Raw genomic sequence first — 22902 nt, 5'->3', positions numbered from 1 at the left:
CGCAGTGCGTAGCGGGCGGGCATGTTGTTCATGGGCGGGTCGCGCCAGAGGGCTTCGTCGAGGGCGTCGTCCACACCGAGCCGGCCGCCGTGCATCCGGGCGGCGAAACGGGGATCGGTGAGCATCAGCCGGAGTGCGCCCGAGATCCAGGCCGTGACGGTCTCGTTCCCCGCCGAGATCATCACCACCATCGACTGGAGGCGCTCCGATTCGCTCTCCAGCTTTGGGTGGTTGAGCAACGCCGTGGTCAGATCGTCGGCCGGGCTCTCCCGTCGTGCGCGCAACGCGTCGACCAGGATCTCCTCGAAGTCACGGTCGCCGTCCTGTGAGTCGTCGGCGCCGCGGGACAGGGCGAGGTGCGCACGGAGCAGTTCCTGGCCCTCCGTACCCTCCAGACCGAACAGGGAGGCGATGGAGAGCGTCGGCACGATCGCGGCGTACGCGCTCACCAGATCCGCGCGGCCCTGCCGGGAGAATTCCGCGATCAGCTCCGTGCAGAGTGTTTCGACCTGGCGCCGCGCCCGGCGCTGGTCGATCCGCGCCACAGCGTCGTCCAGTGGCTGGCGCAGCCGACGGTGCTCGCGGCCGTCCGCGCCGATGACATTGGCACGCCGGGCCATCATCGGCAGCAGCGCGGAACGCGGTGAGACCACGCCCTTGTTGAGATCGCGCCAGTTGCGGGCGTCGCGGGAGAAGACCTGTTCCTGCCGGGTGATCGTCAGCAACTCCCGGTACCCCATGACGAGCCAGGCCGGTACGCCCGGTTCCAGCTCGACGCGGACGACGTTGCCGTACCGCTCGCGCAGTCGGCGGTAGACCTCGCGGGGCCGGTCCGCGCCGGTCGCGGTGGAGAGCGGAAGCAGCTCCGTATCAAAGGGATCGGAGGTATCGAGGCGACCGAGGCGATCGAGGGAGGGGAGGGCGGGGAGGGCGGGGGAGGGGGAGGGGGCCGGGTAACCGGGTGGCGGGGAGAGCGCCGGAGGCGGGGCGGGCGGCGAGGAGCGGTTCATGAAGCGGTCTCCCTGGCACGTACCGCACCGACGCTCGACACATATTCGACCAGGCTGATCAGCGCGTCCACCGACGCGGCACGCTCACGCGCGTCGCACATCACCACGGGTGTCTCCGGCAACAGATCGAGGGCGGCACGCAGTTCCTCCACCCGGTACTCCTCGCTGTCCGGGAACTGGTTGACCGCCACCGCGAACGGCAGCCCCCGAAGCTCCAGTTGCTCCAGGACGTCGAAGCTGTCCTCCAGCCGCCTCGTGTCGACGATGACGAGCACACCGAGGGCGCCTTCCGCGAGGCCGTCCCACAGATCCCAGAACCGCCGCTGCCCGGGGGTGCCGAACAGATAGAGGACCAGCCAGGAGTTGAGGGTGATCCGGCCGAAGTCCATGGCGACCGTCGTGGTGGTCTTGGTGCTCATCCCGGCCAGGTCGTCCACGCCGACACTCGCCTCCGTCATCACCTCCTCCGTGCGCAGCGGTGCGATCTCGCTGACCGAGCCGACCAGGGTGGTCTTCCCGACGCCGAAAGCGCCCACCACGAGAATCTTGACGGCCTGCTGGACCGTGTCGGGCAAGTAGCGGTCAGCGGAGCCGACGGAGACCATCCAGTACCTCCTGAAGCAGTTGCGAGTCGGGCAGAACGGCCTGCGGAACGCCGGAGCGCGCGGACAGATGGCCGCTGTCGACGAGATCGGATGCCAGCACCTTCACCAGACTCACCGGCAGTTCGAGATGGGCGGCGGCCTCCACCAGGGAGAGCAGCCGCTCGCACATCCGCACCAGCGCGCGCTCCTCCCGTGTCGCGGAGACCGGAACGTCGCGTGGGGGATCGACGGCGATGAGGAGGGTCTCGACCCCTATGGTGTTACGGGAGGGCCTGGAGCGTCCCTTGGTAATCACATAGGGACGTAACGCACTGGCCGCGTACTCACCGTCCGGTTCACTCACCGCGCGGACTCCTGTCGCGGCGGGCTGCTCAGATTCCCGGCGCCGATCTTCATGACCTGCGCCTGCATCTGACGGGCCACCAGTTTCGGGTCCACCACGGGGCCGGTCACCACGGCGAGATGGGCGCCGTTGGCGCTGCGCATGAAGAGGAACCCGCCGTTGAACTCCACCATCTGCTGATGGACGGCTCCGCCGTCCTCGCCGAACTCCCGGCCCAGGCTGCGGGCCAGGGACTGGAGACCCGAGCAGTTCGCCGACAGCCGGTCGGCGGAGTCCCGGTTCATCCCCTCGGAACTGGCCAGCAGCAGTCCGTCGGCGCTGAAGACGATCACCTCGCGCACCCCGGGAACCGCGGCGACCTCGGCGATCATCCAGCCTCGCTGCTCCGGGTTCTCCACGTAACTCATGCTCACGTCAGTCCTTCCGGTGAATCGGGGGTGGGGGAGGAAGAGCCGTCCTGGCCCTCGTACGGGTCGGAGCCGGACGTCGGGACGGCCCGGCCGCCCTCGAAGAACTGCTCCATCCAGTCACCGGCCTGTTCCGGTGTGCCCGGCGGTGTGAGGGCGGTGGGGGCCGCCTCGACCGCGGGTGCGTACTCGTCGCGCCGTGAACGCCGCTGGGGGAGCCGGCGGCCATTTCGCGACGGGAGGGCCGACGCGCCGGGGGCCGGGGCGTTCTGCACCGTCGCGTCGCGCGCGGAGGGCACTGGGACATCGGGTACTTGAGCCGCGGCGCTCTCAGGGGCGGCGCTCTCAGGGACGGTGGGTTCGGGGACGGTGGGCTCGGAGACGGCGGAAGCGGAGACGGCCGGTTGAGCGGTGGCCGGCCGGTCGGCGACGGGGCCGTCTTCGGGGGCGGTTCGCTCCGACGGGGTGCCGAAGGCGTCGGGCGCTGAGCTGGGCTGGGGCACTTGGGGTACCTGGGGTACGGGAGGGACGGGCGCGGTGGTACCGGCGGGGGCGAGGGTCTCCAGCACCCCCGTGGGCACCAGCACCACGGCGCGGACACCGCCGTACGGTGAAGGGCCCAGGTCGACCTGGAAGCCGTGCCGGTCGGCGAACCGGCCCACGACCGGGAAGCCGGTCTGCGGGATCTCACCGACCTCGCCGACCCCGAGCAGCCGGCTGCCGGAGACGATCTGGCGCGCCTCGGCCAGCCGGTACTCGTCCATGCCGAGACCGCCGTCGTCCACCTCGATGACCGCACCGCGCTGCACCGTGCGTACGGTCACGGGCACACCCGTACGCGGCGGTGAGTACTCGGTGGCGTTGGCGAGCAGTTCGGCGAGCAGATGGATCAGGGGTTCGACAACCGACGGTGTGACCCCGATGTCCGGGTCGCCGGTGACCTCGATGCGCTTGTACGCCACGATCCGTCCGGACGCGGCCCGGACCACGTCCACCATCGCCAGCGGCTTCTGCCACTGCTGCCCCGGCCACTCGCCGCAGAGCACCTTGAGGCTCTGCGCGTGCCTGGCCTGCTGGGTCGCCGCGTGATCCACCTGCATGGTGGTCTCCAGCAGATCGGCGTCACCGGGATAGCGGTCCGCCAGTCCTGTCACCGCCGCCTGGATCCGGTGTGCCGAGGTCTGTACCCGGCTGGCCAGCTCGACCAGCGCGAGCCGCTGCGACTCCTCGCGATGGTCCACCGCCTCGGCGACCTCGGCCAGCAGTCGGCCGAACCAGTCGGTGACCCCTTCCCCCAGCCGGTCAGGGCCATGCAGCGGACCGGGGATCTCCGCCCTGGAGAGTGCCGCGGGCAGCCGCTCCTTGACGAGATGCTCGACCTCCTCCCGTACCAGCTCGGCCTGGTGCTGGACGTGCGAGCGCCAGCGGGTGTCGCGGCGGGCCGCGTCCGCCTCCCGCTCCCGTGTCTCGTCGCCGTGGCGGGCCACATCGGACTCGGCGCGCCGGTGCTGTGCGCGCAGCACCGACAGGGAGACGAGGACCAGCAGCACCACCACGCCGTAGGCCATGGCCGCGCCGGTGCCGAGGCGCGCTATGGGCATGATCGCGACAGCGAACGCGGCGAGGGCGGTCAGCAGGGTCGTCGGCCAAAGCCACGGCGACCTGCGGGAGCGGGGCGAGGGCGCGGGGGAACGTGCCATGGAGAACCTTCGAGTTGGCAGAGAAAGATGTGGTGCGGAGGAATCACCCGGCGGTGGTCACGGGGAGTGCGGGCGGCGCGGAGCCGGTACGGCTGCCGGCTGCGAGGGCGCCGGTCGGCGGGGTATCTCAGTCCCACCACGGCCATACGACTTGATCACGGGTTGAACTACCTCTTCACCAGACGTTGTTGGGGGATCGTATATCCGCCCGGCCTCTCCTGAAGTCATATCGGGGCCACCGGGAGTGACGAGGATGTGGTACGCCGGTGGGCGCACGCCGGTGTTGTTCTGTGCATGATTGTCGCGATCGAGGGGGGCGTCGGGAGCCCCGCTCGACCCGTCTGGCGAGGAGGTCCTCCCCTGGTGGCACCCCGGCTCCGGGGGCGCGCGAAAGGGTGTCGGAGGTCTCGTGTATCCCCTTCGGGGTTCCCGGGACGACAGTTGTTCCTGAAAGCAAAGAAACGGCAAAGGCCGGTAGGTCCGGTGTCATGCGGACGGGGGCGCGCTGTCGCGACGGCCGGGAGCCCGTCACCGCGCGCCGTCGTCCGGGCCCGGTGCGTCGATCTCGCCGACCGGATCGCCGCGGACGAGTCGGGTCGCTCGGGGAGCTGTTCGGGATGCTCAAGGCGTCCGCGGACGGCGTACATCACCTGGGCGCCCGGCCGGTGGGGCCTGCGCGAACCGGGCGCGCACGTCGTGGCGGGCAAGGAGTCGTCGTGGCGGGCAAGGAGCCGTCATGGCGGGCGAGGAGTCGTCATGGCACGCCCGTCGTTCGGTCAGCGCTTCATACGGTCGATCTCGCGGATCTTGTTGGTCACATCGAGGGCGGCGACCTTGTACGACTCGGCGAGCGTCGGGTAGTTGAAGACCGCGTCCACCAAGTAGTCGACCGTACCGCCGCACCCCATCACGGCCTGGCCGATATGTATCAGCTCCGTCGCCCCCGAGCCGAAGCAGTGCACTCCGAGCAGCCGCCGGTCCTCCGGGGACACCAGCAGTTTCAGCACTCCGTGCGCGTCGCCGACGATCTGGCCCCTGGCCAGTTCGCGGTAGCGGGAGACACCGACCTCGAACGGCACCCGCTCCTTCGTCAGCTGGTCCTCGGTCCGGCCGACGAAGCTGATCTCCGGAATGGTGTAGATACCGATCGGCTGGAGATGGTGCATCGGGTTGACCGGCTCATTGCACGCGTGATAGGCGGCGGCCCGGCCCTGCTCCATCGAGGTCGCGGCCAGGGCGGGGAAGCCTATGACATCACCGACGGCGTAGATATGCGCAACCTCGGTGCGGTAATGCTCGTCGACCGCGATCCGGCCGCGTCCGTCGGCGGAGAGACCCGCCTTGCCGAGATCGAGTTCGTCGGTCAGCCCCTGGCGCCCCGCGGAGTACATCACGGCGTCGGCGGCGATCTTCTTGCCGCTCTCCAGAATGGTGAGTGTGCCCTCGTCGTGCCGTTCGACCGCCGCCACCGTCTCGCCGAAGCGGAACGTCACGGCCAGATCCCGCAGCCGGTACTTGAGGGCCTCGACCACCTCGACGTCGCAGAAGTCCAGCATGCCCGGGCGTTGTTCGACCACGGTGATCTTGCTGCCGAGGGCGGCGAACATCGACGCGTATTCCATCCCGATGACGCCGGCGCCGACGATCACCATGGACCGGGGCACCTTCTCCATGCTGAGCACACTGTCCGAGTCCAGGACCGTACGGTCGTCGAACTCGACGCTCGCCGGGCGGGCCGGCCGGGTGCCGGTGGCGATCACGATGTGTTCCGCGGTGAGCAGCCGGTCCTGGCCGGTGGCGTCCCGCACGGCGACGGTGTGCTCGTCCATGAACCGGCCGGTGCCCGCGAGCAGCGTGATCTGGTTCCTGGCCAGCTGGCTGCGTACGACATCGACCTCCAGACCGACCACATGCCGGGTCCGTGCCGTCAGATCGGCGACGGTGATCTCTTCCTTGACCCGGTAGCTCTGGCCGTACAGATCCCGCTGGGCCAGCCCGGTGAGATAGAGCACCGCCTCGCGCAGGGTCTTGGACGGCACGGTTCCGGTATGAATGGAGACACCACCGACCATGTCGGGGCGGTCGATCACAGCGACCCTGCGACCGAGCTTGGCCGCCGCGATGGCGGCTTTCTGGCCGCCCGGTCCTGATCCGATGACAAGCATGTCGAAGTCGGGCACGGGAGGAGTCTGTCAGCCGCGCGTGTTTCCGGGAAGGGCCGGCTTCACGGTGAGATCCTGACCGGGCCTCATCGGGGGGAAGGCCCGTCCTCACCCGAGGAGGAATGGACAAACAGTGATTCTGAGAACATTCAGATGGGCGTTCGTCGTCACCGCGGCGGGCCTCGCCGTCGGGGGCCTGTACGGCGGTTGGGCGGCTCTGGGGATCGTCGCCATCCTCGCCGTCCTGGAGATCTCGCTCTCCTTCGACAACGCGGTGATCAACGCCGGGATCCTGAAGAAGATGAGCGCCTTCTGGCAGATGATCTTCCTCACCGTCGGTGTGCTGATCGCCGTCTTCGGCATGCGGCTCGTCTTTCCCGTCCTGATCGTCTCCCTCACCGCCAAGATCGGCCCGGTCAAGGCGGTGGAACTGGCCATCAACGACAAGGACCGCTACCAGCAGCTGGTGACGGACGCCCATCCGTCGATCGCCGCCTTCGGTGGCATCTTCCTGTTGATGATCTTCCTCAACTTCATCTTCGAGGACCGGGAGATCAAGTGGCAGGCGTGGCTGGAGCGGCCACTGGCGAAGCTCGGCCAGGTCGACATGCTCGCGGTCTGTATCGCGCTGATCGTGCTGCTCGTCGCCTCCATGACGGTCGCCACCCAGGCCCACCAGCACGGCGGCGCACACGCGGACAAGGCGCAGACGGTGCTGACGGCCGGGGTCGCGGGGCTCATCACCTATCTGATCGTCGGCGGGCTCTCCCGCTTCTTCGAGAACCGCATCGAGGACGAGGAGGAACGGGTCGAGGAAGCCGAGAAGAAGCGCGGACCCGGCTCGGCGGTCGCGCTCACCGGCAAGGCCGCGTTCTTCATGTTCCTGTATCTGGAGGTCATCGACGCCTCGTTCTCGTTCGACGGGGTCATCGGTGCCTTCGCCATCACCAACGACATCGTGCTGATGGCCCTCGGCCTCGGCATCGGGGCGATGTATGTCCGCTCGCTCACGGTCTATCTGGTCCGGCAGGGAACACTCGACGACTTCGTCTATCTGGAGCACGGCGCGCACTACGCCATCGGGGCGCTCGCGCTGATCCTGCTCATCACCATCCAGTACCAGATCAGCGAACTCATCACCGGACTCGTCGGCGTCGTCCTGATCGGCTGGTCCTTCTGGTCCTCGGTCCGTCGTAACGCCCGTCTGGCCGCGTGAGCCCTGAGAACGGCGGCGTCACCCGAGAACGGCGGCGTCACCTGAGAACGGCGCCGTCACCCCGAGGTGACGGTGAAGAGGCCGCCGTCGGGGTCACGGAGGGTCGCCTCCTCCCCGGCCCGGGTGAGGCCCGGGGGAGTGACGACGACGCCCCCGGCCTCGGCGGCGGCCCGCGTCGCCGCGCTCACGTCGGCCACCCGGAAGTACACGTGCCAGCGCGGTCTGATCTGCGGGTTCGGGGCGCTCTCGATGGCTCCGCCGCGCAGCGCCGCGACCGTGTGCGCCCCGACGCGGACCAGCACCTGATCGTCCTCGTAGTGGACGTCGGGGCCCTCCTTCTCCTCCGACCCCCAGCCGAGGACCTGCCCGTAGAAGATGGCGGCGGCGAACGCGTCCCTGGTACGCAGCTCCAGCCGCGCCGGCGCGCTGCCCCGCCCCACGGACCAGCCGGTGACGGTCCTGCCCTCCCAGAGGCCGAACACGGCGCCGTCCGGGTCGGCGGCGAGGGTGGCACGGCCCGTATGCATGGGCAGCGGCCCCACCGCCACGGTCGCGCCCCGCTCCCGGATACGGGCGGCGACCAGGTCGGCGTCGTCGACGGCGAAGTACGGGGTCCAGGCGACCGCGGCCTGGAGACTCGGAGCGAGAGCCCCGATACCGGCGACCGCCGCGCCCTGGTTGAGCGCGAGGCTGAACTCGTCGCCCAGGGCCGTGGGCCGGAAGGTCCAGCCGAGGACCGCGCCGTAGAAGGCCTGGGCCGCCTCCAGGTCGCGGGCCATCAGGCTCACCCAGCAGGGGGCCCCGGATAGGGGGTGACGTGAGGCCGGCATGGTTCCTGTGCGCTCCCTTCCGATCCGGCCCTCAGCCCATCGCCCGGTCGAGGTTGATCGCCGAGCTGATCAGGGCGAGGTGGGTGAACGCCTGCGGGAAGTTGCCCAGATGCTCACCGGTCAGCCCGATCTGCTCGGCGTACAGGCCCACATGGTTGGCGTACGTGAACATCTTCTCCAGCGCCAGCCGCGCCTGTTCCACCTCGCCGGTGCGGGCGAGCGCCTCCACCCACCAGAACGAACAGATCGAGAACGTGCCCTCCGAGCCGTCGAGCCCGTCCGGGGCCTGCGACGGGTCGTAGCGGAACACCAGGTTGTCCATCACGAGCCGGTCGGCGATGGCCTCGACGGTGGACAGGAAGCGCGGATCGACCGGCGAGATGAACTTGACCATGGGCATCAGCAGCACCGAGGCGTCCAGGATGTTCTCGGGAGGCCGGCCGGGGTCGAGGGAGAGCCGCTGGACGAACGTACGGGCCCGCGGATCCCAGCCCCGCTCCATGATCTGGTGGTAGATCGCGTCCCGGGCCGCCGTCCAGCGGACCAGATCGCCGGGCAGTCCGCGCTGGCGCGCCATCCTGATCATGCGCTCGACGGCGACCCAGCACATCAGCCGGGAGTAGGTGTGGTGCTGCTGGCCCGCCCTCGTCTCCCAGATGGACTGGTCGGCGCTGTCCCAGTGCCTGAGCAGCCACTCCAGGATCTCGCACAGATCGGTCCAGCTCTCGTGCGAGATGCCCGCGCCGTACTTGTTGAACAGATAGATCGAGTCGATCAGTTCGCCGTAGATGTCCAGCTGGCGCTGGTCGCTGGCGTTGTTGCCGATACTCACCGGATACGAGCCGCGGTAACCCTCCAGATGCCCGAGCACCTCCTCGGGGAGATGGTCGTGGCCGTCGATCGAGTACACGACACGCAGCGGACCCACCCTGCCGTCCGTCGCGGCCCGCAGCCGCTCGGCCAGCCAGCTGATGAACCCCTGGGCCTCCTGGGTGAAGCCCATCCGCAACAGCGCGTACAGAGAGAACGCGGCGTCCCTGATCCATACGTACCGGTAGTCCCAGTTGCGCGCGCCGCCGAGCTGTTCGGGAAGCCCGAGCGTCGGCGCGGCGATGATGGCGCCCGTCGGCTCATGCGTCAGCAGCTTGAGGGTCAGTGCCGAGCGGTGCACCGTCTCACGCCAGCGGCCGGTGTACGTGGACTGCCGCAGCCAGCGGCGCCAGAAGTCCTTGGTGGCCAGGAAGAGCGCTTCCGCGGCCTCGGCGTCGACCGCGCAGGGCGCCGGCTCGGTGGCCGCGCCGATGTCCGCGTCCGCGGCGAGGGACACGGAGGCGTAATCCGTTTCGAGGTCGAACAGGGCGGTCTCGCCCTCATCGAGGTCGAACGTCGCGTAGGCGTCGGTGTCGTCGAGCTCCAGCGCGATGGAGGAGCGCAGCGACAGCGCGAGGACGTCGCCGATGAACCGTACGCCGTCGGGCATCCGTTCCAGCCGGTGCCGGTCACGCCCGTAGTTCAGCCGCGGCGCGATCCGCACGCCCAGCCGCATCCGGCCACGTACGTTGACCACCCGGCGCACCAGCCGCTGCCGGTGGTGCGGGTCCTGCTCCCGCACGATCGGCATGAAGTCCTGGACCTCCACGATGCCGTCGGCCGTGAGCATGCGGGTGATCAGGATGTTCGTGTCGGGAAAGTAGAACTGGTTGTGGGTGGAGACCTGGCACACCGGCCGGATGGTCCAGCAGCCGCCGCGCTCCGCGTCCAGCAGTGACCCGAAGACGCTGGGAGCATCGAAGCGGGGAGCGCAGAACCAGTCGATCCGTCCGTCGGTGCCCACCAGCGCCGCGGTCCGCAGATCCCCGATCAGACCGTGCTCGGCGATCGGCAGATACCTCTCGTCCCGTTCGTCCCCGGTCGGGATGTCCGTCTTCTGAGCGTCCTCGTTCATCGTGCTGTCGAGTCTCGCGCACCGGCCCCCGGCCCGCATGTCGGTTCAGGAGCGGGCGCCGTACACCCGCAGATAGTCGACCCGGTACGACATGGCGGTCACCCCCGGCTCCGGGGCGGGATGGTATCGGCCGGCGCAGACGGAGAGATTGACGATGAGATGGGCCCGCCAGTCGCGGCCCACGCCCCTCCCGTCGGCGAAGACGCGGCGGCCGTTGACCCACCAGACGACGGTCCTGGACCGGAACTCCACCTTCAGCTCCACCCAGGTGCCGGGGCCGATCGCCGGGTGGGTGTAGTAGCGCGAGCCGTCCCGGACATGGTTCGACAGCTCCAGCAGATGGGGGTTGTCGGGGTGGTACTCGAAGATGTCGATCTCGTTCCCGCCGTCCAGCCAGGTCCAGATCGCGGGCCACGCGCCGGTCTCGGTGGGCAGCCGCACGCGCGTCTCCAGCACGTCTCCGGTGCGGACGGTGAACTCCTCGGGGCTGCCCTCGGTGGTCAGCAGCCCCGTGTTCCAGTTGCCGTCGGAGCGCGCGGTCGCCCGGAAGACGCCACCGCGGCCGTACTCCGCGTCGGGTACGAGATGATCGAGCTTGTTGTCTCCCGGATTGGTCGGCCCGCCGCCGGGATACGCCCATGAGCGCCCCGCGACCCACTGCTCCGTGGAGGAGAAGTCGGCGGTGAAGCGTGGTGTACGGGGCGTACGAGGAGTCCCGGACGGGTCGGGCGTACCGCTGCTCATGACGTCCCTCCGAGGCCCTGGCCGCGCGGCGACCGCGAGCCGACCGTTCCCATGCTAGAGACCCAGGGACCGGGCGCGGGGCCGGCCGGACGGCGTGGGCGGGGCGGCCATGTGTTCGTACGCCGAGCCAGTGCGCCACCCAGTGCGCCACTCAGCGCGCACCCGGCGCGTCACCCCGTGCGTGGCCGGTGGCCCGCCGGGAGGCGCCGGGTCCACCCGAGAACCAGGACGGACGCCAGCGCCGCGAGGGCGCACCAGGTGGAGATGAACTCCAGCCGCCAGAACGCCGCGCACACCACGGCTCCGTACGCGACGACCACGCCGAGCAGCCGCACCGTCGGATCGCCGCCCATGAGCAGGGCGCCGACCGTGGCGAGGAGATAGGCCACCACGAAGAGCGGGGTGTGCGGGAGGCCGAGCGCGTACCCCACGGTATGGCCGCGGATCTCGGCCGTCACCGTCCGATGGACGAGGAAGTACGCCAGCGCCGCCGCGGTGCCGAGCCCGATCGCGGCCGGAACCATCAGCCGGCGCCGCGCTCGGGCCGGCGCGGCCAGCAGCACGGCGAACGGCACCCACACGGCCAGTACGGGCAGCGCGATCACGGCCCAGGCGAGGGTGGTCGGGCCCGTGCCGCCGCCCGAGCGCCACACGACCGATTCGATGATCTGGTGGGCGCCCAGGAGCAGCGGCAGCGCGGCGAGCGGAAGATCACGGGCCCTGCGCACGCGCGCCACACAGGCCACGCCGACCATGGTGATACCGGCGCCCGCCACGAGATCGGCTGTCGCACTCCAGCACACCCGTACCACGGTACGCGTCGGACCGTTTCCCGCCCGGACGCCCGCGCGGCGCCACTGTGGCGCGAAGGGTTCGATGGGCAGACGGAGAGGGCCCGGGGCGGAGAGGGCGCGGACGGTCTCAGCCGTCGGAGTAGCTGAGGTCTCCCACCGTCCAGGCGTTCACATCCCCGATGGCGATGCGGTACATACCGCCTGTCTCGGGGATCCCGAGACTTCCCTGGAGGATGCGGGCGACGTGGAAATGCAGATGGGTGGGCGGCTCGTCCGGTCGCGGCGAGCGGGCATCCGCGCCGGCCGGTCCGAAGACGGCGGCGAACGGCCCCAGCCGCTCGGAGTCCTCCAGGACCTCGGCGACCCGCTCCCTCCACACGGCTTCCGGCGCCAGCCGTCCTGTGATGACGGCGCCCTGGACGACCACGGTGAGGGACATCTGATTGCTTTGCTCGGACTCCACGGTGGTGGCGATGTCAACAAGCAGATGATCAGGCTTCGACATGGGCGCCGACTCTACTACGCGGGCGGCGCCCTGAGTGGGCGTATGAAACACCGCCGGTGGGAGGTTTGGCGCGGGGAGCCGGTGAGGGGAGCGGGTTCGGAGGGGCGTCAGGGAAGCCTCTCCGCGTAGGTGATCCGCTTCAGGTGGTAGTAGTCGGCGACACAGCGGGCCGGCCAGACCCTGCTTCCCTGGTGCCCGAAGGGTTCCCCCATCCCGCTGACGGACAGCGGCTTGTACGGGAGGACCCACGCGCCCTGTGCCGCCCGCTCTCGCAGCCACCGGTCCTGGTGGTCCCACTTCTCGGCGCGTACCCGCATGTGCTCGCCCAACTCGCCGAGTGGAAAGGCGAGTTGGACGCACACGGCGGCGCACATCGCCGCCCCGGCGGCCGTCGCGACGACGCCCGTGCGCCTCGCGTGTCCCCGCAGCGCCCGCCCCAGGAGTGCTCCGGCGCCCACCAGAAGCGCGACATACAGCAGGAGGTAGTCGTTCCAGGTCCGGGGCGCGACCACGACATGTGATCCGAAGAGCGGGTACGTGATGACCGTGCAGAGGTATCCGGCGACCAGGAAGGTGACGGTGCCCGCGCCCAGCAGGAAGAACGGGCGGCACGGCAGCAGCGCCGGAACGCGCCCTTCGCGGTTCCCGGTCAGCAGCGCCAGCAGCACACCGGCCGCGAGGGCGCCCAGATACTGCCAGGTGGTGAGCAGGGTTCCGAGGATGTCGAGAAACCCCTCCAGCGAGTCCGCCAGCGATTCGGGCGCGAGCATCGCGGCGGTGCCCGCGTCGTACCGCGCACGGCGGTTGCGCGATCCGGGGGAGGTGAGGAGCAGGAGTGTGCCGATCGCGATCCCGGCCACACCGGCCAGGCACCAGACGCGCGTGTGGGCCCGTAGGCGGGGGGCGAGGATCCGGCGGTTGAGCAGCAGCAGGGCCGTGAGCACGACCAGCGCGACGACCGATGTCTCCTCCGAGAGTGTGCCGAGGAAGACGCCCACGACGAGCGCGGCGACCGCTGCCACGACCCGTCCCCGGCGCGATCGGGCCCACAGCAGGGGCACCGCCGCCGCGCACGCCAGTACGGGTGCCGCGGTGTGCGAGACGGAGGAGGCGGGCCAGTAGAAGGTCTTGTACGTGTTGAGGCTCGCGAAGAGAAACACCACTGTCACCATCGACGCGACGAGCAGTGGTACCCCGCGCGGCGCCGTCCGGCCCGCCAGACGCAGCAGCAGTACGGTCACGGCCCACAGCAGTCCCAGCATCACCACACCACTGACCAGGCCGAACCACTGGTGGCCCGCGACCCCGAACTTCGCGTACGCGCCGACCAGCAGGCCATTGCCGAGCCGTCCGTTGTCCGTGAAGTAGAACTTCCCGACCAGTGCCGCGATGCCGTGATCGCGCACGCTGGGCAGGAAACACCACTCGTCCGCGCTGGGACGGACATGGCGGCCGAGCCAGAAGGCCGACCCGAGAAGGCCCAGAGGCAGTGTCAGCAGACCCAGGACCGCGTATCCCGGCCAGGAACGCGCGGGACGCGCGGAGCGTGTGGGGGGCACGGATGGCTCGCGGCCGTTCTCCCGCTCCCGTCCGGTTCCTTCGCCCGGCTGTTCCGGGATGACGACGCTCGACGCGCCCGCGGCCATGGACACCACTGCCTTTCGAGAGGGGACGGGGCTTTCGGGAGCGGACGGTAATGTTCCGTATCCGGCGGGACCGCGGTCGCCCGCCGGCGCCCTATCGCTCCGAACGGGCTTGTCCCACGGAAGCCGCCGACGGGGCACCGGACGGAAAGGGCGTACGCGTCGATTCCGTTTCCCGGACCACATAGTGCGGACGGCGCTTCGCCTCGTGGTAGATCCGCCCGACGTATTCGCCGATGACGCCGAGCGTGGCGAGCTGAATTCCGCTCAGCGCCACGATGGCGGTCATGAGCGTCGTATAGCCGGGCGCGTCCACACCATTGAGGGCGACATTCGCGATGATCCACAGCGCGTAGGCGAGCGCGGAGAGAAAGAGCCAGAGGCCGGTATGGATGGCGAGACGCAGCGGGCGGCTGTTGAAGGAGAGCAGCCCGTCGATGCCGTAGTTCAGCAGATTCCGGCCGCCCCACTTCGAGGTGCCGGCCGCGCGCTGGACATTTCGGTAGGTGAAGCTCGCGGTGTCGAAGCCGATCCAGGAGAAGATTCCCTTGGAGAATCTGTTGCTCTCCGGCAGGGACAGCACGCTGTTCACCGCGTGGCGCGAGAGCAGTCTGAAATCACCGGCCCCGTCCACGACATGGACATCCATACAGCGCCGCACCAGCCGGTAGTAGACCCGGCTGAGCGCGGTGCGCAGGGCGCTCTCGCCCGCGCGGTCGCGCTGCGCCACGACCTGGTCGTAGCCGTGCCGGTGCAGCTCCAGCATGCGGGGCACCAGCTCCGGGGGGTGCTGGAGATCCGCGTCCATGAGCACGACGGCGTCGCCCCTGGACATGCGCAGTCCCGCGAGCATCGCGGCTTCCTTGCCGAAGTTGCGGCTGAAGGAGGTGTAGCGGACGCGCGGGTCCGCCGTCGCCAGTTGGCTGAGCTGTCGTCTGGTTCCGTCCACGCTGCCGTCGTCCACGTAGCAGATCTCCACGGTCTGCCGGGTCGGTTCGAGCGCGGCGAGCAGAGCGGTGTGAAAGGCGCCGAGCACCTCGCTCTCGTTGAAACACGGTACGACAATGGAAATCTGAGGGGTCGTCATCTCACTCCACATACCCGTGATGGGGCGGGGAAGGAATGGTCACCGAAAGGGAACGGGCCGCGAGGGAAAGCCGTTGATTTACGGTGCTGTTCGTGGTGTTGAGGGGGCGTTACCCAATGCTGCCCGTACGGTTTCCGGAGCGGTCACGGAAAACGCGGTACGCGCGTGGCGAGGTGTATGTCAGCGGGTGCCGGCCGGTGGGCATATGGGCAGGAAGAGCTGTGATGGAGCGTTCCTCACTCTTCTTCCTCCGGTTCACGCCGCGTTCACTGATGCGGTGGCAACTATAAGATTTATCTATCGCCTGCTCAAGCGTCACGGCGGCATGGCGCCCGGGCAGCTGAAGCGTTTCTTCAGCATCGTCACGCCGTGTAGGCATGCGTGGCGGACGACGGAATGCGAGACCCGTGCACTGTGATATGTGGCACAGTCGACGACCGTGACGCGGATCCCGTATTTCAGGGGCATGACAGGTCGATATCACGCACATGATCCACGGATTGCCGACACCGGCGGCACGTCCGATTGCTGCCCGCTCGCGAGGGTTCTTCGGCCACCGAGTGTGTGGATCAGCGGCGATGTGCAACTCGTCGCTGACTGTGACGAGTTGACCCCCGGGAGGCAAGGCAAGTTAACTACCGGCCAGTCACCTCCATGATCTGCCCCCCACGGTCAACCCCCCACTTCGATCCGGGAGACTTCATGCGGATGCCGGAATCCGTCGCGTCCATTGAGTCCTCACTGCCTCAGTCGGTCATCGCCGTCAACCCGCTCCACCGCTCGTCACCACGGCTGACGGCCGCAGCGGCGCGGGCGGGTGCGCTCGGTGTGCTCGAACTGTCCACCGGTGATCCGAGGAGCGTCGCCGACACACTCGACCGCACCGCCCGCTGGTCGTCGCTGCCGTTCGGTGTGCGGATACGGCCGGGCTGCACCGTCACCGCGGCGGATCTGCCCGAGGCGGTGGACACCGTGCTGCTGGCGGACCCCGGGCGCGCACCGGGGGAGTTCCCCGGGCGCCGGGTCCTGGTGGAGGTGACCGATCTGGTGGGCGCGCGGCAGGCCGCCGCGGCAGGGGCCGCCGGACTGATCGTGCGCGGTGCGGAAAGCGGTGGCAGGGCGGCCGAGCTGAGTACGTTCGTCCTGCTCCAGCGGGTACTGGCGGACCCGGAGATCGCGCTGCCGGTCTGGGCCTGCGGTGGTATCGGGCCGCACACGGCCGCCGCCGCTGTCGCCGGAGGTGCGACGGGTGTCGTACTCGACACCCAGCTCGCGCTGTTCGACGAGGCGGGCCTGCCCGCGGAGCTCACCGGCGCGCTCACCGGGCTCGACGGCTCCGAGACCGTGCTGCACCACGGGACGCGGGTGCTGCGCCGTCGTGGCCCCGGTGCCCCCGAACTCCCCACGGATCCGGAAGAGTTCGCCGCCAGGGTCGGCAGTGACGATCTGCGCACCCAGTTCCTGCCGGTCGGTCAGGACGCCTTCCTCGCGTCCTCCTTCGCCGGGCGCTGGACGTCGGTGGGCGACGCGATACGGGGCGTCAGGGCCGCGATATCCGCCGCCGTCGAAGACGACCTGCCCGCCGCCGCGCTGGCCGCCGGCTCGGCCGGCGCGCGGGCGCTCGGCACCCGATTCCCCATCGCCCAGGGGCCGATGACCCGGGTCAGCGACGAGCCGGAGTTCGCCGCCGCCGTCGCGGCCGGCGGCGGCCTGCCGTTCCTGGCGCTGGCGCTCGCGAACGCGGACCGCACCCGGACGATGCTGGAGCGCACCCGCGACGCCCTCGGCGACGCCCCCTGGGGAGTCGGTGTGCTCGGGTTCGCCGACGAGGAGATCAGATCCGCGCAGCTGGAGGTCGTACGGGAGCTGCGGCCGACGCACGCGATCATCGCGGGCGGCAGGCCCGCCCAGGCCGCCGCGCTGGAGGCGGAGGGCATCACCACCTTCCTCCATGTGCCCTCCCCGGGGCTGCTGCGGCAGTTCCTCGCGGCCGGCGCGCGACGGTTCATCTTCGAGGGCGCCGAGTGCGGCGGCCATGTCGGGCCGCGCAACAGCTTCCCGCTGTGGGAGGCGCAGACCGAGGTCCTGCTCGACTTCATCGCCGAGAACGGCGACGAGACCGCCGCCGAGCTGACCGTCCTGTTCGCCGGCGGCATCCACGACGCGCGCTCCGCCGCGATGGCGGCGGCCCTCGCCGCCCCGCTGACCCGCGCGGGAGCCGCGTTCGGCGTGCTGATGGGCACCGCGTATCTCTTCACCGAGGAAGCGGTCGCGGCCGGTGCCATCCAGCCGCTCTTCCAGCGCCGTATCGTCGCCGCCGAACGGACCGATCTGCTGGAGACCGCCCCCGGGCACGCCACCCGCTGCGCCCACAGCGCCATCACCGACGACTTCGCGCGCCTCAAGGCCGAGCTGCGGGAACAGGGCGTGCCCGACCGGGAGATCTGGGAACAGCTGGAGCGGTTCAACGTCGGCAGGCTCCGGCTCGCCAGCAAGGGCATCGAGCGGATCGGCGACGAACTGCGGCCGGTCGACGAGACACGCCAGTCCGACGAGGGCATGTTCATGGCGGGGGAGGTCTGCGTCCTGCGCGAGTCCGTCACCACCGTCGCGGCGCTCCATGAGTCCGTCGCCGACGGGGCCGCCGGATGGCTGCGCTCCCGGGCCGCCGGGCTGCGCACCACACTCGGACTCGACCGCCTGGACGATGCCGCGCGGAGCGCCCCCGAGCCGCTGCGGATCGCGGTGGTGGGCATGGCGGGCATGTTCCCCGGCGCCCCCGACCTCGCCGAGTTCTGGGCCAACATCCTCGCCGGCAAGGACTGCGTCACCGAGGTCCCGGCGCACCGCTGGGACGCCGAGACGTACTACGCGCCGGACGGCGACGGCGAGCACACGCCCTCGCGCTGGGGCGGATTCCTGCCCGAGATCCCCTTCGACCCGCTGCGCTACGGCATCCCGCCGGCCTCGCTCGCCAGCATCGAACCCGTGCAGCTGCTCGCGCTGGAGGCCGCGCGCCGTGCGCTCGCCGACGCCGGGTACGACGGCGCGGACACCGATCACGCCCGTACCTCGGTGGTGTTCGGTGCGGAGGCGGGCAGCGATCTGTCCAACGCGACGACCCTGCGCACGGTGCTGCCCGGATATGTCGGCACGATCCCGTCCGCGCTCGACGAACAGCTGCCCCGGCTGACCGAGGACTCCTTCCCCGGGATGCTCGCCAATGTCATCGCGGGCCGGATCGCCAACCGGCTCGACCTCGGCGGCGCCAACTACACCGTGGACGCGGCGTGCGCGTCCTCGCTCACCGCCGTGGACGTGGCCTGCAAGGAACTGATCACCGGCACCAGCGATCTGGTGCTCTGCGGCGGCGCCGACCTGCACAACGGCATCAACGACTATCTGCTGTTCTCCTCCGTGCACGCGCTCTCCCCGACCGGCCGCTCCGCCACCTTCGACGGCGCCGCCGACGGCATCGCGCTCGGCGAGGGCGTGGCCTGCGTGGCGCTCAAGCGGCTGGCCGACGCCGAGCGTGACGGAGACCGGATCTACGCCGTGATCGACGGCGTCGGCAGCGCCAGCGACGGCCGGGCGCTCGGCCTGACCGCGCCCCGCCCGGCGGGCCAGCGCTCCGCGCTCACCCGCGCCTACCGCAACGCCGGGGTGTCCCCCGCCGACGTCGGACTGATCGAGGCGCACGGCACCGGCACCGTCGTCGGCGACCGCACCGAACTCGCCACGCTGACCGAGGTGTTCACCGAAGCCGGGGCCGAGCCGGCCGGCTGCGCGATCGGCTCGGTGAAGTCCCAGATCGGTCACACCAAGTGCGCGGCGGGACTCGCCGGACTGATCAAGACCACCCTGGCCCTCTACCACGGGGTGAAACCGCCGACCCTGCATGTGCGACAGCCCAACGCGGCCTGGGACGGCGACAGCAGCCCGTTCGTCTTCCACACCGACGCCCGGCCGTGGGCCGCCGAGCCCGCGGACCGTATCGCGGGAGTGAGCGCTTTCGGATTCGGCGGCACGAACTTCCATGTTGTTCTACGCGCGTACGACCAGGCACCGGCCGCTCATACGCTGGACACCTGGCCCGCGGAGCTGTTCATGTTCCGTGGCCGGGACGCCGCCGCGGCGCGCCGCGCGGCCCGCGCGCTCCTTGAGCTGATCCAGCGCTCGGGCGCGTGGCGACTGCGCGACTACGCGCGGCACGCCGCCCATCGAAGCGACCAGGCGGCGGTACGCGGCGAGCCGGTACGGATCGCCCTCGTGGCGCCGAGCCTCACCGAGCTGCCCGAACTGCTGCGCAGGGCCGCCGACGGTCAGCACGACCCGAAGGCCGGGCTCCACGCCCGCGACGACACCGCGACCGGCGCCACCGGCACGGACGGCGAGGCACCAGGAAAGCTTGCCTTCCTCTTCCCGGGACAGGGCAGCCAGCGCCCCGGCATGCTCGCCGAACTCTTCGTCGCCTTCCCCGAGTTGCAGCGCTACCTCCAGCTCGGCGCCCGCTGGGCGGACGCGCTCTACCCGCCGGCCGCCTTCGACGAGGAGACGAGGGCCGGCCAGCTGGCCCGGATCACCGACACCTCCGTCGCCCAGCCCGCGCTCGGTGTGGTCGAACTCGCCGCCGCCGAACTGCTCGCCTCGCTCGGCGTACGCCCGGCCATGGCCGGGGGCCACAGCTATGGCGAACTGGTCGCGCTCGGCGTGGCCGGTGCGCTCGCACCCCAGGACGTCCTCACCGCGAGCGCCGCCCGCGCCGAGGCGATCCTCGCCCAGGTGGCGGACGGCGACGCCGGCACGATGGCGGCCGTCACCGCCGGCGTCGAGCAGGTCGAGGAAGTGCTGCGGCTGGCCGGTCTCGCCGGGGACGTCGTCGCCGCCAACCACAACGCGCCCCGGCAGACCGTCATCTCGGGCCCCACCGAGCCGATGGCCGCCGCTGTCACCCATCTGCGGGACGCCGGCCACTCGGTGAAACCGCTCCAGGTGGCCTGTGCCTTCCACAGCCCCCTGCTGGCCGGCGCGGGCGACGCCTTCGCCGACCGCCTGGCGTCCATGACCGTCCACCCGACCACCTTCGACGTCTGGGCCAACCGCACCGCCGCGTCGTATCCGGCGGAGCCCGCGGCGATCCGGGCCGGTCTCGCCGCGCAGATCGGCGCGCCCGTCCGGTTCACCGAACAGATCGAGGCCATGTACGCGGCGGGCGCCCGGGTCTTCGCCGAGGTGGGTCCCGGCCGCGTACTGAGCGGGCTGGTCTCGGCGGTCCTCGGCGATCGCCCGCACCGTACGGTCCCGCTCGACGGCGGCCGGGGCGCCGGACTGACCGGCTTGCTCACCGCCCTGGCCCAGCTCGCCGTCGCCGGAGCCGATGTCCGCACCGGCAGGCTCTTCCAGGGCCGCGACGCGGTCGACCCGGAGACCGCGGTGCCCGAGCGCACCGCCGGCTGGACGGTGGACGGCCAGCTCGTCCGTCTCGCCGACGGCAGCATTCCCCCCAACGCCCTGCACCCCGCCCGACCCGTTACGGAGCTGATCGTGCCGGAGAACCACGCCCCCCACGGCGCCGCGGCGTCCGGACCCGACGCACTCGTCGCCGAATTCCTGCGCACCAGCAGGGACTTGGTGGCGGCGCAACGGGACGTCATGCTGAGCTATCTCGGCGGCCCCGCGGCCGTCCCGGCGGAGCGGCCGGCCGGCTACGCCGCCGCACCCCAGCTGTCCGCCCCCGTCGCCCTGCCCGCCGCGCCCGTCCCGGCGACCGCTCCCCTCGCGCCGGCCGCCCTGGCTCCCGCGGCTTCGGCCGCTGGTCCGGTGCTGGATCGTGCGGCGGTGTTGGACGCGGTGTTGGCGGTGGTGGCGGAGCGTACGGGTTATCCGGTGGACATGATCGAGCCGGATCTTGATCTGGAAGCGGATCTGAGTGTGGACTCGATCAAGCGGACGGAGATCGCTGGTGAGTTGGCGGTCCGGCTGGGTCTGCCGGTGGATGGTGGTGCGGAGTTGGACGGCTTGAGCGCGGCCCGTACGGCGGCCGGTATCGCCGGACTCCTCGCCACGAAGGTCGCCGAACTGCCCACGCCGGCCTCCGCTGTCGACACTCCACCGGCTTCGGTCGCTGGTCCGGTGCTGGATCGTGCGGCGGTGTTGGACGCGGTGTTGGCGGTGGTGGCGGAGCGTACGGGTTATCCGGTGGACATGATCGAGCCGGATCTTGATCTGGAAGCGGATCTGAGTGTGGACTCGATCAAGCGGACGGAGATCGCTGGTGAGTTGGCGGTCCGGCTGGGTCTGCCGGTCGATGGCGGTGCGGAGTTGGACGGCTTGAGCGCGGCCCGCACGGCCGCCGGTATCGCCGGACTCCTCGCCACCCGGCTCGGTGGAGGGGAGAGCGCCGGGACGACCGCCGCCCAGGCGGGTCCCGCCGGGACCACGACACCCGCCTCGCCCGCCGGGCCCGCGGCCGAGATCGTGCCCCCGCAACGGCTGGAGTTCACCGAGGCCGAACTGCCCGCGGTGACGGGGAGCGTGGAGAGCGGAAGCACGGTGCTGATCCTGGGCGGCGGTGAGCTGGCCCCGGTCGTGGCGGACCGGCTGCGCGCGGCCGGCGCCGTGCCCCGGCTCATACCCGGCGGAGAACTGCCCGAGGGCGGCGCCGACGCCGTGCTCTATCTGGACGCCCTCGACGCGGCCGAGGCACCGCTGCCCGAGGCATTCCCGCTCTTCCAGAGTGTGCTGGCCGGCGCACCGCGCCGACTGCTCGCCGTCGAGCGCAGGACCGAGGGCGCGGCCAGCGGGCTGCGCGGCTTCTTCCGCAGCGTCGCCCGTGAGTACCCGGACCTCGCCGCGACCCTGGTGGAGGTGGCGCCCGGCGCGGCACCGGACGCGGTCGCCGACGCACTGGTCACCGAACTCGCCGCCACGGAACGCGAGCCGGTCGTGCTGGCCGACGGCGGTATCCGGCGCGCCCTGCGGCTGACCCTCACCGATCTGGGCGCGCTGGCCGCCACCGGCGCGGGCCCGGCCGGTGACGGGGTCGCGGAGGCCGAGGCGGCGGGGCTCGACCGGGACGCGGTCGTCCTGCTGGTCGGCGGAGCACGCGGGATCACCGCGCGGTTCGCCCGTACGATCGCCTCCGTCGGCCGGTGCCGTATCGAACTGATGGGCCGCACACCGGTCCCCGCCGACACCGAGGACCCGGCGACCGCCGGAGCCGGGGACCGCGCCGGACTGCGGGCCGCCTTCCTCGCCTCGGGGCCGACCTCGCCCGCCGAGGTCGAGCGCCGGGTGTCCGCCACCCTCGCCGCGCGCGAGGTGCGGGACACGATCGCCGGACTGCGGGCGCTCGGCAGCCAGGTCCGCTACCACTGCGTCGATGTGCTCGACGCGGAGGCGGTACGGGCCACGGTCAAGGACATCCACGCCGAGCACGGCAGGCTCGACGGTGTCGTCTACGCCGCCGGGGTCATCGAGGACAAGCTGATCGCCGAGAAGCCGGTCGAGTCGTTCCGCCGGGTGTTCTCCACCAAGGTGGGCGGGGCGCGCGCGGTGCTCGACGCGGTCGACTCACTGCCCACCGGGCCACGCTTCGCCGTACTGTTCGGCAGCATCGCCGCCGCGCTCGGCAACCGGGGCCAGTCCGACTACGCCGCGGCCAACGACGCGCTGGAGGAGCTGGGACGGCGCTGGTCCACCGCCGACCGGCGCGGGCTGACCGTCCACTGGGGACCCTGGGCCGCGGCCGAGACGAACGGCGGCATGGTCACCCCGGAGCTGATGCGCTCATACGCGGCGCGCGGGATCAAGCTCATCGACCCCGAAGAGGGTCCGCTGAGCCTGCTGCGTGAACTCGCCTGGGGCGCCCCCTCGGTGCACGCCGCGGTCTACACCGCCTCCGGCTGGTGA

At 70.8% G+C, this 22902-nt stretch carries 15 protein-coding genes; 2 read left to right on the top strand and 13 right to left on the bottom strand.

Going from position 1 to position 22902, the window contains the following annotated elements:
* The 6 genes from ABTZ59_RS21790 to sthA form a co-directional block, all read right to left on the bottom strand.
* On the bottom strand, positions 1-1010 hold a 1010-nt coding region (locus tag ABTZ59_RS21790), incomplete at its 3' end, for a cytochrome P450 family protein (protein WP_351408914.1).
* On the bottom strand, positions 1007-1615 hold the full coding sequence (locus ABTZ59_RS21785) for a GTP-binding protein (protein WP_351408909.1): 609 nt from the start codon (positions 1613-1615) through the stop codon (positions 1007-1009). The genes ABTZ59_RS21785 and ABTZ59_RS21790, both read right to left, overlap by 4 nt.
* Positions 1593-1958, bottom strand: a complete 366-nt coding sequence (locus ABTZ59_RS21780) for a DUF742 domain-containing protein (protein ID WP_030353841.1) — start codon at positions 1956-1958, stop codon at positions 1593-1595. The genes ABTZ59_RS21785 and ABTZ59_RS21780 overlap by 23 nt, the downstream gene beginning before the upstream one ends.
* Positions 1955-2365, bottom strand: coding sequence for a roadblock/LC7 domain-containing protein (locus tag ABTZ59_RS21775; protein ID WP_030353840.1), 411 nt, complete (start codon positions 2363-2365; stop codon positions 1955-1957). The genes ABTZ59_RS21780 and ABTZ59_RS21775 overlap by 4 nt, the downstream gene beginning before the upstream one ends.
* Before the next feature lie 2 nt (positions 2366-2367).
* Positions 2368-4065 (bottom strand): ATP-binding protein, encoded by a 1698-nt coding sequence (locus tag ABTZ59_RS21770; protein ID WP_351408895.1) that lies wholly within the window; start codon positions 4063-4065, stop codon positions 2368-2370.
* A 776-nt stretch (positions 4066-4841) separates the two neighbouring features.
* Entirely contained in the window at positions 4842-6245 is a 1404-nt protein-coding gene (sthA, locus tag ABTZ59_RS21765) for a Si-specific NAD(P)(+) transhydrogenase (RefSeq protein ID WP_351408884.1), read from the bottom strand.
* A 115-nt stretch (positions 6246-6360) separates the two neighbouring features.
* On the opposite strand from sthA, the gene ABTZ59_RS21760 reads away from it, so the two are divergent.
* Complete coding sequence (locus ABTZ59_RS21760; protein WP_351408874.1) at positions 6361-7443, top strand: DUF475 domain-containing protein; 1083 nt, start codon at positions 6361-6363, stop codon at positions 7441-7443.
* Between the two features lie 56 nt (positions 7444-7499).
* Here the strand turns inward: ABTZ59_RS21760 and ABTZ59_RS21755 are convergent, their stop codons facing one another.
* The 7 genes from ABTZ59_RS21755 to ABTZ59_RS21725 all read right to left on the bottom strand — a co-directional run bounded on the left by ABTZ59_RS21755 (position 7500) and on the right by ABTZ59_RS21725 (position 14991).
* Complete coding sequence (locus tag ABTZ59_RS21755; RefSeq protein ID WP_351408865.1) at positions 7500-8222, bottom strand: VOC family protein; 723 nt, start codon at positions 8220-8222, stop codon at positions 7500-7502.
* Between the two features lie 82 nt (positions 8223-8304).
* Positions 8305-10218: a glycoside hydrolase family 15 protein gene (locus ABTZ59_RS21750; protein ID WP_351408856.1), complete on the bottom strand. Its 1914-nt coding sequence runs from the start codon at positions 10216-10218 to the stop codon at positions 8305-8307.
* 45 nt (positions 10219-10263) lie between these two features.
* Positions 10264-10962, bottom strand: a complete 699-nt coding sequence (locus tag ABTZ59_RS21745; protein WP_351408852.1) for a glycoside hydrolase family 16 protein — start codon at positions 10960-10962, stop codon at positions 10264-10266.
* Between the two features lie 170 nt (positions 10963-11132).
* Positions 11133-11765, bottom strand: a complete 633-nt coding sequence (locus ABTZ59_RS21740) for a DUF6629 family protein (protein ID WP_351408847.1) — start codon at positions 11763-11765, stop codon at positions 11133-11135.
* Between the two features lie 118 nt (positions 11766-11883).
* Positions 11884-12261, bottom strand: a complete 378-nt coding sequence (locus ABTZ59_RS21735) for a GvpU-like protein (protein WP_351408842.1) — start codon at positions 12259-12261, stop codon at positions 11884-11886.
* Between the two features lie 107 nt (positions 12262-12368).
* Positions 12369-13907, bottom strand: a complete 1539-nt coding sequence (locus tag ABTZ59_RS21730; RefSeq protein ID WP_351408929.1) for a DUF6056 family protein — start codon at positions 13905-13907, stop codon at positions 12369-12371.
* Positions 13908-13998: 91 nt separating this feature from the next.
* On the bottom strand, positions 13999-14991 hold the full coding sequence (locus ABTZ59_RS21725; RefSeq protein ID WP_351408835.1) for a glycosyltransferase family 2 protein: 993 nt from the start codon (positions 14989-14991) through the stop codon (positions 13999-14001).
* A gap of 702 nt (positions 14992-15693) precedes the next feature.
* On the opposite strand from ABTZ59_RS21725, the gene ABTZ59_RS21720 reads away from it, so the two are divergent.
* On the top strand, positions 15694-22902 hold the full coding sequence (locus tag ABTZ59_RS21720; RefSeq protein WP_351408820.1) for an SDR family NAD(P)-dependent oxidoreductase: 7209 nt from the start codon (positions 15694-15696) through the stop codon (positions 22900-22902).

This window comes from Streptomyces sp. NPDC094034 (assembly GCF_040303865.1).
Classification (GTDB): domain Bacteria; phylum Actinomycetota; class Actinomycetes; order Streptomycetales; family Streptomycetaceae; genus Streptomyces.
This window is presented reverse-complemented; position numbering and strand designations above follow the sequence as displayed.

Bases quoted from the DNA above. Each gene is read 5' to 3' on its own strand.
- ABTZ59_RS21785 (WP_351408909.1), bottom strand. From the start codon at position 1,615: ATGGTCTCCGTCGGCTCCGCTGACCGCTACTTGCCCGACACGGTCCAG.
- ABTZ59_RS21775 (WP_030353840.1), bottom strand. From the start codon at position 2,365: ATGAGTTACGTGGAGAACCCGGAGCAGCGAGGCTGGATGATCGCCGAG.
- ABTZ59_RS21770 (WP_351408895.1), bottom strand. From the start codon at position 4,065: ATGGCACGTTCCCCCGCGCCCTCGCCCCGCTCCCGCAGGTCGCCGTGG.
- ABTZ59_RS21755 (WP_351408865.1), bottom strand. From the start codon at position 8,222: ATGGCCCGCGACCTGGAGGCGGCCCAGGCCTTCTACGGCGCGGTCCTC.
- ABTZ59_RS21750 (WP_351408856.1), bottom strand. From the start codon at position 10,218: ATGAACGAGGACGCTCAGAAGACGGACATCCCGACCGGGGACGAACGG.
- ABTZ59_RS21745 (WP_351408852.1), bottom strand. From the start codon at position 10,962: ATGAGCAGCGGTACGCCCGACCCGTCCGGGACTCCTCGTACGCCCCGT.
- ABTZ59_RS21735 (WP_351408842.1), bottom strand. From the start codon at position 12,261: ATGTCGAAGCCTGATCATCTGCTTGTTGACATCGCCACCACCGTGGAG.
- ABTZ59_RS21730 (WP_351408929.1), bottom strand. From the start codon at position 13,907: ATGGCCGCGGGCGCGTCGAGCGTCGTCATCCCGGAACAGCCGGGCGAA.
- ABTZ59_RS21725 (WP_351408835.1), bottom strand. From the start codon at position 14,991: ATGACGACCCCTCAGATTTCCATTGTCGTACCGTGTTTCAACGAGAGC.
- ABTZ59_RS21720 (WP_351408820.1), top strand. From the start codon at position 15,694: ATGCGGATGCCGGAATCCGTCGCGTCCATTGAGTCCTCACTGCCTCAG.